General features: G+C 44.5%; 12 protein-coding genes. 2 read left to right on the forward strand and 10 right to left on the reverse strand.

All coding sequences use genetic code 11. The annotated features are described in order from the left end of the window. Positions 1-13: 13 nt before the first annotated feature. The 10 genes from V512_RS11965 to V512_RS12010 are packed head-to-tail and all read right to left on the reverse strand — an operon-like array spanning position 14 to position 11,466. Positions 14-934, reverse strand: coding sequence for a hypothetical protein (locus V512_RS11965; RefSeq protein ID WP_099830681.1), 921 nt, complete (start codon positions 932-934; stop codon positions 14-16). Next, positions 931-2,619 carry an NFACT family protein gene (locus V512_RS11970; RefSeq protein ID WP_099830682.1) on the reverse strand — a complete coding sequence of 563 codons (1,689 nt, stop codon included), beginning with the start codon at positions 2,617-2,619 and terminating at the stop codon, positions 931-933. The genes V512_RS11965 and V512_RS11970 overlap by 4 nt, the downstream gene beginning before the upstream one ends. After that, complete coding sequence (gene ispE / locus V512_RS11975; RefSeq protein ID WP_099830683.1) at positions 2,601-3,470, reverse strand: 4-(cytidine 5'-diphospho)-2-C-methyl-D-erythritol kinase; 870 nt, start codon at positions 3,468-3,470, stop codon at positions 2,601-2,603. Before ispE ends, V512_RS11970 begins: the two co-directional genes overlap by 19 nt. Further along, the gene (locus tag V512_RS11980; protein ID WP_099830684.1) at positions 3,431-4,009 is read right to left on the reverse strand and encodes an NUDIX domain-containing protein; all 579 of its coding nucleotides are present in this window, start codon (positions 4,007-4,009) and stop codon (positions 3,431-3,433) included. Before V512_RS11980 ends, ispE begins: the two co-directional genes overlap by 40 nt. Positions 4,010-4,023: 14 nt before the next feature. Next, entirely contained in the window at positions 4,024-5,121 is a 1,098-nt protein-coding gene (locus tag V512_RS11985) for a hypothetical protein (RefSeq protein ID WP_099830685.1), read from the reverse strand. Beyond that, positions 5,118-7,712: a CBS domain-containing protein gene (locus tag V512_RS11990; protein WP_099830686.1), complete on the reverse strand. Its 2,595-nt coding sequence runs from the start codon at positions 7,710-7,712 to the stop codon at positions 5,118-5,120. The genes V512_RS11985 and V512_RS11990 overlap by 4 nt, the downstream gene beginning before the upstream one ends. Beyond that, the gene (locus tag V512_RS11995) at positions 7,687-9,033 is read right to left on the reverse strand and encodes a sigma-54 dependent transcriptional regulator (RefSeq protein ID WP_099830687.1); all 1,347 of its coding nucleotides are present in this window, start codon (positions 9,031-9,033) and stop codon (positions 7,687-7,689) included. Before V512_RS11995 ends, V512_RS11990 begins: the two co-directional genes overlap by 26 nt. Next, the gene (locus tag V512_RS12000) at positions 9,023-10,318 is read right to left on the reverse strand and encodes a HAMP domain-containing sensor histidine kinase (RefSeq protein ID WP_099830688.1); all 1,296 of its coding nucleotides are present in this window, start codon (positions 10,316-10,318) and stop codon (positions 9,023-9,025) included. Before V512_RS12000 ends, V512_RS11995 begins: the two co-directional genes overlap by 11 nt. After that, positions 10,305-11,087, reverse strand: coding sequence for an SAM-dependent chlorinase/fluorinase (locus V512_RS12005; RefSeq protein ID WP_099830689.1), 783 nt, complete (start codon positions 11,085-11,087; stop codon positions 10,305-10,307). Before V512_RS12005 ends, V512_RS12000 begins: the two co-directional genes overlap by 14 nt. Then, positions 11,068-11,466, reverse strand: coding sequence for a GIY-YIG nuclease family protein (locus V512_RS12010; protein WP_243392417.1), 399 nt, complete (start codon positions 11,464-11,466; stop codon positions 11,068-11,070). The genes V512_RS12005 and V512_RS12010 overlap by 20 nt, the downstream gene beginning before the upstream one ends. Before the next feature lie 118 nt (positions 11,467-11,584). Here V512_RS12010 and V512_RS12015 point away from each other — a divergent pair, with 118 nt between their 5' ends. Together V512_RS12015 and V512_RS12020 are read left to right on the forward strand one after the other, a co-directional pair. Continuing rightward, positions 11,585-12,646, forward strand: a complete 1,062-nt coding sequence (locus V512_RS12015; protein WP_099830690.1) for an alanine/ornithine racemase family PLP-dependent enzyme — start codon at positions 11,585-11,587, stop codon at positions 12,644-12,646. After that, positions 12,643-13,458: a GNAT family N-acetyltransferase gene (locus V512_RS12020; RefSeq protein WP_099830691.1), complete on the forward strand. Its 816-nt coding sequence runs from the start codon at positions 12,643-12,645 to the stop codon at positions 13,456-13,458. Before V512_RS12015 ends, V512_RS12020 begins: the two co-directional genes overlap by 4 nt. Positions 13,459-13,612 lie beyond the last annotated feature (154 nt).

The following is a 13,612-nucleotide window of genomic DNA, read 5'->3' on the forward strand; positions in this document are numbered from 1 at the left end:
TTCCTTCCTCCTGCTAAACTAAAAGTCTTGTGAGCCTGTTGAACTCATTTTCCGTAAGTAACTGCCTCGAAAGTAGATTATTGAGCAGAGATAAAGCCTGGTCGGATTTCAGATCGCCCAGATCTCTGAATAGAGAAGCGATAATCTCTTTTCTTCTTTCGCTTTCGCCGGTCGTGGCAAGACTGGAAGAGTATTTCTCCAGGATTTCTTTGTCTTTCGTTTTTGGACTCTCTATTTCCTCTTGCTGATGCTCCTGAATCGCCTTTCCCTTAAATGAAATATCTAGCTCGTCAAGCTTCCTCTCGATCTGGTTGTGAAATCTTTGTATAGCGGCCAACCTGTATCTCATGAACCAGCTAAACAGGCCGTAGGTTACGAGCGTGAAGACTACCATCACAACTATAGACAGTGGCTTGACAATCAACTCAGGGATGTTCCTGTGTTTGCTCTCAAGTGACTGTATCTTCATCTCGTCGTTGTACAGCATTGTGATCAGCTTCCCATAAAGAAACAGAGAAGCGATTCCTGTCAAGAAGAACAACCAGCTGGAGAGAACGTAGCCAGTGCCGAGCAGCGTCATCAGTTCTTCCATGCTGGGAACATCGAGGTTGATGTCTATGTTTTCAACAATGGCCTTGACGATATAAAGACCCGTCAAGTTCATTGTCAAATAGCTGGCGGAGTACACAATTACCCAGACTCTGGAATTACTTGTGATTTTGAGCTCAAGAATTTGCTCCGGCCTAACGAGGCCCTTTGTTTTCATATTCTTTATGTGTCTATCGCGATTCCAGGCAAGAATATACCAGATATAGAGGCTTATTGTCATTCCGATAACCGACATCGTCATCGACACGGAAGCACTCGAAAAGAAAATCGAAGCGTAAGTTAGGAAACCCCCTAGAAAAAAGATATATGGAGGAAGCTTTATCATTTTTTTGGTAACACCTCTTTGGTGAGATCTACTGTAACTGTTTCCGATTTTTTATATAGAACCATCCCTGGCTTAGCTCCTTTGGGCTTTCTTATGTTTTGAACTTCGGTATATACTACTTCCACCTTCCCAGATTGCTTTCCTCTTGAATACATTGCTGCAAGAAAAGAGCCGTAATGGAGAGCATCTGAAGTGATCTCTTTTCCCGCTCTTTTAAGTATAACATGGGCTCCGGGAATGCCTCGGGCATGAAACCACAGATCATTCCTGGAAGCGTTTTTCGTTATGTCGTCATTCTGAAGATTGTTTCTTCCCACGAGGTACTTCATTCCATCTCTTTCGAAGACTCTCGGTCCGTAATTCTGAACCTTCTTTTTCTTCTTTCTTTCGCTCTTGCCTTTGTGAATTATTCCTGCTTCTTCCAATTCCGATGAGAATTCCTGAATATCGTCAATTGTTTCTGCCTGAACGATCATCTCTTTCAGCTGCTCCAAGTAATCGCTTTCAGCACGAAGTATTCTCAGCCGTTTCTTCACTTGAAACTCTTTCCGCCGTGACTTGCTGAAGTACTTGAAAAAGAGTTGCGCGTTTTCCGATGGCGTCAGTCTCTTATCGAGCGATATTTTAACCTTGCTAGAGCTTTCCCAGTCATCAAGCTCCACTTCTGACTGTCTTTCCTTCAACCGGTAAAGATTTGCGACGAGTAGCTCTCCGTATCTTCTGAATTCTTCATAGTTTTCCACTTCTGCAAGCTCTTTCTCAAGCTTCTCGGCTAATAGGAAGAGTCTCTTTGAAGCTCTCTCGATTTTTCTGAGAATCGTTGACTTTCTCCTGTCAATCTCGGTTTCAACCCCTATCGATTCAAGAGTCTTGCTGATCGCCAGGGATGCCGGAATCTTCTCACAATGACCCTTGAAATCAAGAGGGATTGGAGAAAGCTCAGTTCCGTTCTTGGCTTCAAGAGTGAAAAGAAAGTCGTCACTGGAGTTCTCTACCAGACTCTTCAAGAATTCGGCAGTCTCGCGGAGCCTTTCCTTTCCAAGTGCAAGAGGAGGAACGTCTTCAAGCTGAAGATATCCGACTATGTTTTCAGTTGTTGCTCGTGAGAGGCCAGTAAAGGATACGCTGATTGCCTTCGAAAGAATCTGATTAGACTCTTGAAGAGTGGAGACAATTTCTTCAGCTGACAGTTCTCTCAAACACCTTCCGGGGCTTTCGGGAGAATAATACTTAAGTCCTCTAACCAGAGACCTCTTAGAAGTAATCATCTCTTTGAATGTTTGCTCTATCATGCCTTCTTCATCAAGCACTATCATATTCGAGCCCGGGCCAATGAATTCAGTTACAATAGAGTACTTCGTCCTTTCGCCAAAGGCATCCCTTCCTTCGAAGTCTAGCCTCAGTATTCTGTCCATTTCCTTCTGCTCTATTCCTGTGACAAAGAAACCGTTCAAATGTCTTCTCAAGAAGATGCTGAAAGGGGTTTCTAGCGACGGGGAGTTCCGATCTCTTTCAGATGCAATTACATATGGAGAAGAGGGGTTTACGGAAATCTCGATTCCCATCTTTGACAGCTTAAGAAAGAATTCCGTCTTTCCAATCTGATATACCTGCCGAAGCTGCGTTCCAAGACCAGTTGAGATCTCTGCTAAGACTCTCTGAAGAGTCAACCCGTCGAATACCATACTCTATTCAGCTCCTCTGAACTAATGAACCTGTACTTTCCAATTCTGCCTTGAAAAAGTGAGAAGATGGTTGATCCTGATCCTGTCATCATCGTTACGACTGCATTAGGTTTCTCTGACGAGGATTTAGAATAATGCTCTTTGATCTCCGCAAAGCAACTGAAGATGGGATTCTGAAATGAATTTAGAGAAAGATTCTTTATCCCAAGGCTATCACGAGCTTTCAGGGCTTTATAGTATTGCTCGGCCCCTCTCTCATCAATTCCAGGAAAGAAATCCCGTTCATCTATTAATCTGTATGCCAGTACTGTCAAGACCTCAACCTCCGGAAAGCTCAAATCAACGGAATATCCCGTTACATCGCCAGGATAACTAAGAATCTCGCCTCTTCCCGAAGCTATTGCTGTTCCACCTCTAAGAAAGAAAGGGACATCGCTACCGACCATCGATGCCATTTCGATCAGTCTTTCAGGTTCGATTTCGAATATCTGAGCAAAGAATCTCAGTAAAGAAGCGGCATCTGAACTACCTCCACCCAAACCTCCTCCTGGAGGAATCCTCTTCTTCAGTTCCATTCCAATTTTGATCTTTCTCCCAGTCTGCCTTTCAACTTCAGTAAGCGCTTTGTGAAGAGTGTTCTCTTGATTCCAGCTAATGTCGGTATTGCATTTGAAGTAAGTCTCACTGACTCCTGGAGTAAGGATCAGCTCATCAAATAAATCTATTGTCTGGAAGACGGAGCTTATGTTATGAAATCCGTCACTTCTCCTCTTATCTACTGCAAGATACAGGTTTATCTTTGCCGGACATTTCAACGAGACAGAAGATATCCCAAAACGATTTGAGACCATGTTTCCATCTTCTCCCTATATTTGTAAAGCATTGCCAGGTCGACCATCTCACCCGTGAACTTTTCTACTTCGTTAAATCCGTTGAAATCCACCTCTGCCAAGTATACAATACCCATGTGGACCCTGCTTACAGCCGTCTGAAGGTCATTCAAGATTCCCAAGTATTCAATTGAGTGAATTTCCACCGAGACTTCTTCTCGGATCTCCCGTTCGAAGCCATTCTCAAATGCCTCCCAGGGATACGCTCCGTCTTCTGGATTGATGTGACCCCCGACACCTATCGAATACATGTCGTGAAGACGCGCCTCTCCTTGCTTCTTAGTTCTCTTCATGAGGAGGTGTTCATTTCCATTCTTGAAGACCGCATAAGGTATTATTTGCCTCATTGATTCATCATGCTCTGCATCGGAACGCGGTACGAACCTTCCGAATCTCCTGACGCGTTCTCTAATTTCATCCAAAGGAAGAGCCAACAACCCGTTACGGGTTGCCAGCTCTCCTAGACAGTCAACATCGACTACGAGAACTCTCTCTTCCAAGCCTTTCTCCTTTGCTACCAGATCATCTCGGCAGCTTTGATTACATATGGATCAGTTATTACCTGGGGTGCTACACTGTCATAATTCATAACTACAACTGCAAAATAATTATCCTCACTCCAAAGTGTTCCATATTTCGATTCGTGAAGGTACGCTGCGGGAACAATTGCCTCTTCTCTAAAATCGCCGCTTACTTCAGAAAGATAGAATTCATTTTTAATATTGTATATATGAGTTGCTCTGTAACTTGAACGATCGATTTTCACAAGATATATTAGAGTGTCTGGACTATCCAGAACAGCCTGAGAAACGTTCAGTGATACTATCCAGTCTCTTACTCTCCATCCTGAATCTAGTCCTACAAGACTCTGCGGCTCGATTCGCATCTTGAATCGGTTGTGATCAATATCCACAAGCTTAAACCAGTTCTCCATGGTTGTAGAAACAGATGTCGAGGTGCTGTTTACAACGTATTCAGCATCGCCATGAAACACCACTTGTGCAGCCGGAAGAATGCTTTCATTTTTAGGGTATACTCCCCAACCGATTCTGTTGTAGTAAGCAGTTGAGTGCAGAGCCTTGCTGAGTTTAAAAAACACAGGAGTCCTTACCGAACTTGATCTACTACCATCCAAATAATCCTCAAACCACAAGTCTGGTGTATTGAACCCAAGACTCTTCTCGAAGACCTCAACCAATACATCGGGTATTTCGCTTACGTGTTTCGTAATCTCTGAGCTGTAGTTCGCATGATCTCCACTTGCACTGGTTCCAGAGATTTTTGCGGTAATCTTGATTTCGAAGTTTTCGTAAACAGGAAGGTAAACGACAACTTTCGAGTTTCTGTCGCTCGGGATTACTTTGACCAGGTCATTTCTCGATATCCAGTTAGAACTCCCTTGAGGTTTGGCATCTACTGACCACTGGTAGTTCGACGATTGATCTGGCATGAATAATAGTGCGTTGGCTTCAATAACGACCGGCTTTCCGGGTTCCCATCCGATTCTCTGCGCTAGAAGCAGGATGGTTCCTTTAATTGGGAAACAAGAAGAAACTGTGAACGCAACTACTACTAATACACTCAATATCAAGAACAATTTCGCTCTTTTCATTTCGATCCCCTCCCTTTTAGGTATTTCCTGACAAATTCATCTTCCTCTTGTTCAGCAAGACCGTCCAGTCTCGCACAGAACAGTCTGTCAAGCGCTTCCCTGATCTCCGGTCCTTCTTTCATGTCGTATTTCTCTATTAGCGTGTTTCCGTCGACTGTCAATCTTGTTTCGCTCAGTCTCTTCAGATAAGAGAAAAACAGGAGGTCATAATCATCATCGAGGTGGCTGTCAACGAAGTTCAGGGTTTCCGGTTTCCTTGTTCTAAGCAAAACATGAAAATGAGAAGGCGTTTTGGGCTTCTCATTTACTATTCTACCAGCAGTGTCTATTGCATCAGTAAGCCTGTCGAGAAAGTTTCTCGTAAGTCCGTAGCGTTCGATACACCATTCAACAGCCTCATTATCGCTATTTCTTAGCATAATCATCAAGAGAGTGTAGAATATTTTGTCTTCTCCTATGATCGAAGCGTTTCTGTCTCTTCTGCAGAAGTACCTGTCAAGCATTATATCGGTTTCTCTATCAAATTTCGACTGTGGGAAGAGCTTCTCAGTTACGCCAAACCCCGAAAGCCTTCTCAAAGCCTTCAAAGGAAGAGGTTCATAGAGAGTCTTGATCAACTCATCCCTAAGCCGCTGACCTGTCACTCTATCAAGATAGCCTTCTGCAGCGCACTGCTTCAATAGTTCGGCAGTTCTCACTTCAATTTCGAATCCAAAGCGTTGTTCGAACCTGACGGCTCTGAGAATTCTGGTCGGGTCCTCAATAAAACTAAGTGGATGAAGCGCCCTTATCACTCCTTTTGAAAGATCCCTTCTTGAACCAAAAAAATCGATCAGAATCCCAAACTCTTCCTGGTTAAGTTTCACTGCCATTGCGTTTATTGAGAAGTCCCTTCTATATAGATCTTTCTTGATCGTGCTCATTTCCACTTCCGGAAGCATTGCAGGCTTCTTATAATACTCAGTTCTAGCGGTAGCTACGTCGATTCTCAGCCCATCGTTGAAGAACATCGAGCTTGCAAGGAACTCTCTGTGTTCTACGATCTTGATGTTGAAATATTTCTTGAAAGTCTCGGCAAAAGCGTTTGCGTTTCCCTCAACTACAACATCCAGGTCAAGATTCTGTTTGTTAAGAAGTAAATCTCTGACAAAACCCCCAACGATATATGTCGGCATATTCAATTCGCTCCCGACCGCTCCAAGAAATCTCAACATTGTTACTATTCGCTTTTCCACACGTTCCTCGATGAGATCTTCGATAGGAAACTTCGAATAACTCTGATCACTGTCATTGCCTCCAGGGTCGATTATCCTCTTTCTTCCAAAAGCGCTTTTCAGCAAATCAGTTCTAGTAACGATTCCAATTAGTATGCCGTTGTCGATAATCAATATTGCGGTTGTATCGTTCTCTACCATCTTGTCAGTCGCCGATTGAACTGAATCATCAGCAGACGCTGTAACGAAAAAGCGGTCCATGACTTCGATTATTCTTCTTGTTGCAAGTCCGTGGCGAACGGCTTTTTCAACGTTTCTGTACTTCGAGACACCCACTATCTTTTCGTGGTCTACCACTGGAAGTGTGTGATGACCGGTTCTGTGCATTATCTTGAAGACGTCCTCCACTTTCATCTCGGCTAGTACTGTTCTTACAGGAGAAGACATTATTTCCCTGACTTTTATAAGACGATCGATGTTGTCTTCGAAGTTCCTGATTATCTTTTCTTCGGCATCTTCAACAGAGCAACCTTCAAAGTAGCCGAGAGTGTAAGACCCGCCGCCGTTCCTTAGAACTCCCTCGAGTTTTGCCGTGTCTAGACTCATGTATCGTGATCTCATTGTGAAATAGACTCTGTTTTTGGTCTCGAGCAAGACCACTAGATTCTCGACCCCCAGAAACGACCAGAGCTTCTCCACAACGAGACTGAAGCCGCCGGGTAGAGAGTCTCTCTTTGCAGTTGCGATATTGACTTCCACGCCCCTGACGAGTTTGCTCTTCAAACCCAGGATCAGCGATTCAACAAGTCTCTGCTGGGCCGAACTTAACCTGTAACTGGAGTAAACTCCCAGGTCGTCCGGCTGGGCACCGATATCTATAAGCCACGCTGCCGTTCTGAGATCCTGTGCTTTGGTCGAGGCATGGGTGAAGTTTCCCGTTTCCCTGTAGATGGCCGTTGCAAATAGAGTTGCCTCATTTCGGGAAATCTCCTTTTTCTTCTTCCGCAATTGGTTGCACAGTAGAGTAGTGCAGGACCCCAGTTCTCTGAAAACCCCGATCTGATTGCCCGAAAGATTTGTCCTGTGATGATCGAAAAACCTTAATTCTGTGTTCTTTCCGATTATTCTTTGCAAAGAAGAGGGAATCCTCTTTATATCTGATGTGTCAACAATAACCACAGAGGAGAGATCGGAGATCTTCAGCTCGTTGATGTAGTAGAAAGACAGCAGAAGGCTTTTCGAAGAAAGGAAGCTCTTCAACGCAGGAACAAGCTGCCCTCCAAAGACGATAATGTGATCTGGATAGAGCTTCTGAGCTGCAACCGCAGATGCGAACGCATCGAAATCCGGATTACGGTGAGTTGTTATTACTTTCAAAGATGTTCCACCTCTTAAGTTTTTCGTAAAGCGTGCTCTTGCTTATCCCGAGAATCTTCGCAACTCTTGTTTTGTTTCCTTCGTTTCTCTCAATTAGCCAGTAAATGTAGCGCCTCTCCAGCTCGTCGAGAGATACTTCTTCGAATCTAAAATCGTCTTCGAGAGCATGCTTACGTTCGGGAGTTGTCGAACGGGAGAGGCTTTTCAAGGTACCGTTCACCGCAAGGATTGACAACAGCCTGTTACGTAGTTCACGCACATTCCCTGGCCAATCGTAGTCCTTCATGCTTTCGGTAAACTCTTCGGGTACTTTTGAGATCCTCTTCATGCCAAGCTCGTCACAAAGCGTAGGCAAAAAGTGACTAATCAGAAGTGGGATATCTTCTCTCCTCTCCCTTAAGGGGTCAATCTTCAGTCTCACGACGTTCAGTCTGTAGAAGAGGTCACTTCTGAAGACACCTTCAGCCACGGCGATCTCCAGGTCTCTGTTCGTTGCCGCTATTACTCTCAAATCAAGCTTGCGAGAATTGGTACCTCCCAGTCTCTGGCTGCTAGATGTCTCAAGCACTCTCAAGAGCTTCACTTGCATAGGAAGAGGCATCTCCGATATCTCGTCCAGAAAGAGTGTTCCGCGATGAGACTCCTCGATCAAGCCGGGTTTTGAGTTCATTGCTCCGGTGAAGGCTCCTTTCTCATAACCGAAGAGTTCGCTTTCGAATAGATTCTCAGGAATAGCACCGCAGTTTATCGGAACGAACTTCTTTCTTCCGCTTTTTTGATGAATGGTTCTTGCAACGACTTCCTTTCCGGTACCGCTTTCGCCTTCAAGGAGGACTGTCACCTTCTTTGGAGCAATCATTTCAATCGTTTCCTTCATGCGAATAACGCTTTTGCTATTTCCAAGTATCTCTACGGGTGGTTCCGCAACTACCATTTCTGCAAGGTTATCTCTCTCCCGAGAAACCTCCGAGAACTCTATTGCTCGCTTCACTTCAAGGAGTGCGTGAGTCAAGTCGAAGGGTTTCTCAAGGAAATTGAAGGCGCCATTTCTTACGGCTTCAATTGCAGTGTTGATGTCTCCGTGTGCTGATACTACTATTACAGGTGTATTCGCCGAGGCCTCAGGAAGAATTTCAAGTCCCGAACCGTCGGGCAGTCTCACGTCAAGAATCAGACAGTCGAAGATTTCTTCGGATATCTGCTTTTTTGCCTGCGCCAGGTTATATACCTGTACAACTTCGTATCCCTCTTCTTCCAATGCTGCACCCAGCAGTCCGTTGAAAGCGAGATCGTCGTCAACTAATAGAATTCTACTCCTCATTTACTTGCCTCCTGAAGGTCAAAGCAAATACTGTTCCCCTTCCGGGTGAGCTCCTCATTTTCAATCTTACATCGTTCTCTTCGCAGAAACTGTGGACGAGGTACAGTCCGAGCCCCGATCCCTCTGACTTAGTTGAGAAGAAAGGTTTGAATATCTTTTGCTGAGCCTCTGAGTCTATCCCCTTTCCGTTGTCGGCTAGAATCAGCGTCAGAAGTTCTCTTGATGCCCTTACTTTTACGAGGATCAGACCTTTTCCATGAGTAGTTGCTTCTACAGCATTCATGAAGAGGTTTTTTATCACATTCTCGAGTCTACCTTTTTGTATCAACACAGTTCCCTTATCAAGAGAGACTAAACTAAGCTGAATCTTTTTTTCGGAGAAGATTGATGACATAAAGCTGGCGATTTTGCTCACCTGCTCTGACAGATCGACTCTTTCAAACTCTTCTCCATATCTGAAGATCTGTAGAATACCCCCAACCCTGCTTTGAAAAGAATTTAGCTCTCTCGACAGAGTCTCAATGTATTCAGCTTTATTTGTTCTCTTGAACAGATCAAGTGCCAGTCTAACATTTGCGAGAGGTTGTTTGAGTCCATGTGCAAGGTCGGCGACTGTCTGAGCGTCTACTGCGTATCTTCTTGTCTTTTCAAGAAGCTGTTTTGTCTTCCACTGACTGGTCTTGTCGGTAAGAGTAAGCAAGAAACCGCTCTTTTTCTTATGTGCTACTGAAACTTGGTAGCGTTTTCCGAGTTTCTTACTGTAAACTTCGTACTGCCCTTCTTGAAGAGGAAAGACTAGGCCTGTTCTTCTTGTGAATCTGTCGATTCGCAGATACCTGGCACCCTGGCTTCCATAGGAAAAACTCTTGATGAATGCCTCGTTCACTAGGTCGAAATTCCCTTTCTCGTCAACCGAAACAACGGCAATATCGAGAGTATTAAGGAGTTCCGAGTAATCCATGTATAGTTTCTCATAGTAGTTTCTCTCTTCTTCCACCTGGAGAGAGAGATTCCTGTAGAAACCATATATCTCGTTGAACTGACCATCAAGCTCTCCAATAGTCTTTTTCTCACCTGTACGGACAAGCCTTATTAGCCTTTCGAGTTGCCTAACTAGTGTGAAATAAACGGTAACGGTCGATGTGGCCGCCAAAACAACTACTAGAAAAACTCTCTCGAGACTGAAACCGTATAAGAGGGAGAACAGGAATCCTGCGCCCAGCACTACTCCGCCTACGATGTAGTGATAGCCTGGTTTGAACAGACCTCTATCAGACTTTGACAAGCGTTATGGGTTCTCCTTCTTCAATAGAAAGGAAATGCTGTGCGCTTCCCTTGTTCACAGTTATCTCCAAAAAACCGGCTGAATCGAAGTGAGCCATCAGGTTTCCCGGGTTGACATCGTAATAAGTGTTTCCAAAGGTCAGCTTGAAGGGTCTTCTCCCTTTAACTATCTCAAGAGTATCGCCTTCTTCCAGATCCTTTCCAAGAGATGCTGGAATATTGGTCTCGAGGTTCCCAAAGTGATCATAGAAGGCGGTCTCTCCCATAATCGTATTTCCATCTCTGACAGGCTTCTTGTATTTCAAGTACTCGAAGTTCATAAGTCTTGAACCAAGCTTTTCTGGCTCGACTCCCGCATCCACATAGGCAGCCACTGGAGCGAAGATATCTCTACCGTGGAAGCTTCTCGAACTGCCTCTGTGGTATTCTCTGTTTTCCAATTCACGAATCTCGTGAATACCATACTCTTCCCCAACAAATGTGAACAAACCGTTGTCGGGACCAACAAGCCGCCTTCCATCCTTAAGAATCATCATTATTGGCTTTCTCGAAGTTCCCACGCCGGGATCGACAACTGCGAGGAAGACTGCATCCTTGGGAAGATCCCTTATTACTCTTTGCACGACGTATGCTCCGTGTTTAATGCTGAAAGGTTTGATATCATGGCATATATCTATTATCTCCGCCTTTCTATTTACTTCTTTAATCGCGGCTTTAGCTACACCAACATAGTAGCTGCTTAGTCCCCAGTCACTCAAAAATGCTATCACAGTTATCCCTCCATAATAGGACGATAGAAGAGAACACTCTTTCTACGCCTTCTGATTCCAGCTTATAAAGATTTGAATCGGTCTTACAGTCTGTGGCTCCGAAGCCGGGAACTTGTTTGCCGTAATTCGAGACGAACCGGGAAAGCTGTTCTTCTCTACGGTGCTCAGATGGAAGTAGCAACACTGCAACAACCTCTGCCTTTTCTCTCAGGAAATCGATGTGCCAGTGCCGTTTCTTTCGCTCAACGAGGTGCCTCTTAACTCGTTCTGAAAGAGATTTCATTGCCGATCCAACGTAAAGATAGTATCCCGTTTCCAGAGACCAGGCCTTTCCACGAGAAGAAATCTCTTCCGGCTCCTTCAAAAAAAGTAGAATCAAATAGCTTCCCTTATTTTGATACATGATGTAGATATTATACGACAACAAGTTAGTCAGATAAGGAGATGGCAGCGAACGGAAGAGGAGCATAATATATAATTTACTAGAGGTGATTTGAATGGCTTTTGTTGAAGTGATGAGGGACAGTATCGCAGAGAATGTAAGAAGGATTAGGGAACTGGCTAAGAACAGTGGGGTAGAAATTGCCGGAGTGACTAAGGTCGTGTGCGGCGATCCCAGCATAGTAGATGTACTGTTGAAGAACGGCATTTCTGAAATTGGCGAGTCAAGGCTGGAGAACATATCGAGGATTAAAGGCTCTGGAATGAAGGCCGATTACCTCCTGCTCAGACTTCCTGAACAGGCTAGATTCAGGGAAGTAGTGGAGCTAGTAGACACGGTTCTGATAGGGAATTTGGAGACTTTGGTCAGACTCAATGAAGTATCGACTGAAAGCGGCAAAGATTTGAAATTCATATATATGATCGATACCGGAGACCTCAGAGAGGGAGTCATGTATTACGAGGCTGAGGCAATTCTTATGAAGGCATTCGAGATTGCCGGAACGAATCTCGATGGAATTGGGACAAACCTCGGGTGTTTCGGCGGAGTGATAGCCTCTCCCGCCAAATTCGAGATACTTTTAGACCTGGGAGAGTCGCTTAGAAAGGCAACCGGATACTCCATGAGGAGATACTCAGCAGGAAACACCGCTTCGCTTCCTCTTCTCGAAGATGGAACGCTTCCCAGAGGCATAAATCACTTCAGATTGGGTGAATCTATCATGTGTGGAACAGATGTCACTAACAACCGAAGAGTTCCGGGAACCCTACAGAACACATTCACTCTCGTAGGAGAGATTATTGAACTTGCAGAGAAGCCTTCCATACCAATTGGCGATATCGGTCATGATGCCTTTGGTCGGGTTCCAAGGTTCGTAGATAAAGGGAAGAGAATGAAGGCAATACTTGATCTTGGTGAACAAGATGTGGTTCCCTCCGGATTGACACCTTTGGTAAGTGGATGTGAAATAATCCATGCTTCGAGCGACCATCTGATAGTGGATGTAACCGATTCCGAGAAGTCCTTTGCTGTTGGTGACTCGATTCCCTTCAGAATGTCTTACGGAGCTCTGTTAAGAGTTATGACATCTCCCTATGTGAGGAAGGTGTACTTATGATAAAGCTTCTGAAAAAGAGCGATCGGAGCAGAGTTGAGGAGATCGTAAAGACGATCTGGGAAGGAGATGACTATATCCCCCTGGTTTTTGACAAGTGGGTAGACGACCCCTTTTGCTATTTCATGGGTTTTTGGAGTGAAGGAGGATTAATTGGAATAGATAATCTAAGGCTCTTCTCCGACAAAGTGGGCTGGATGGAAGGGATGAGAATAGACCCCGCCTTTCAGGGAAGGGGATACGGGAAAGAGTTGGGCAAAGAGATGTTGCAGTTGACCAGAGATCTGGGGCTTGAAAGGCTTTATTTTGCAACTTACTTTGACAACACGGCTTCGATCAAGATGAACGAAGCTTTTGGCTTCGAACGAATAGCTGTCTTCACAAATCTGGAGAAGGAGATTGACGAATTGACTCCCTTTTCCTTCAATCTTCTGGAAAGCGACGAGATTCCGGAAATCGATGATCACATCAGCGAAGACTGGTCATTTATTCCAAAAGAAGTTCCAAACAAGACCAGTTTCCTGATACATCCTGTGCAACTTTCAGATGGCGCTAACTGGGCGGTTTTGTCGATAAACTCCAAGTTCAATGATTGTCTTGACATCAATTTCATTGAAATGGAGGACAGGGAGAGTATTGAGGTTTTCGTGAAGGAGCTTGTTTGTTACGCGAAGGCGAGAGGTTTCGGCCGTATGCATACCATGGCCAGCGAGGATTTTGATCTAGAACCCTTTCTAATGAATGGATTCAAACCTTTCGAGAGAACAAAGGATGTATTCCTTTATTACGCCGATGGTTCAACTCTTCAAATCTGATCTCCATAAGTCATTTTAGACTGTATCTGGTGATCGTGGTTCTCGACGATCTTGGATAGTTTTTCTTGACTTTATCACTTGAACCCATAAAACAGAGAAGATAGCGTTTCAAACCCGCATGGTTTCGTAGACGCTATTTTTTTGTCTATATTTT

The organism is Mesotoga sp. Brook.08.105.5.1 (assembly GCF_002752635.1).
In the GTDB taxonomy this organism is placed as follows: domain Bacteria; phylum Thermotogota; class Thermotogae; order Petrotogales; family Kosmotogaceae; genus Mesotoga.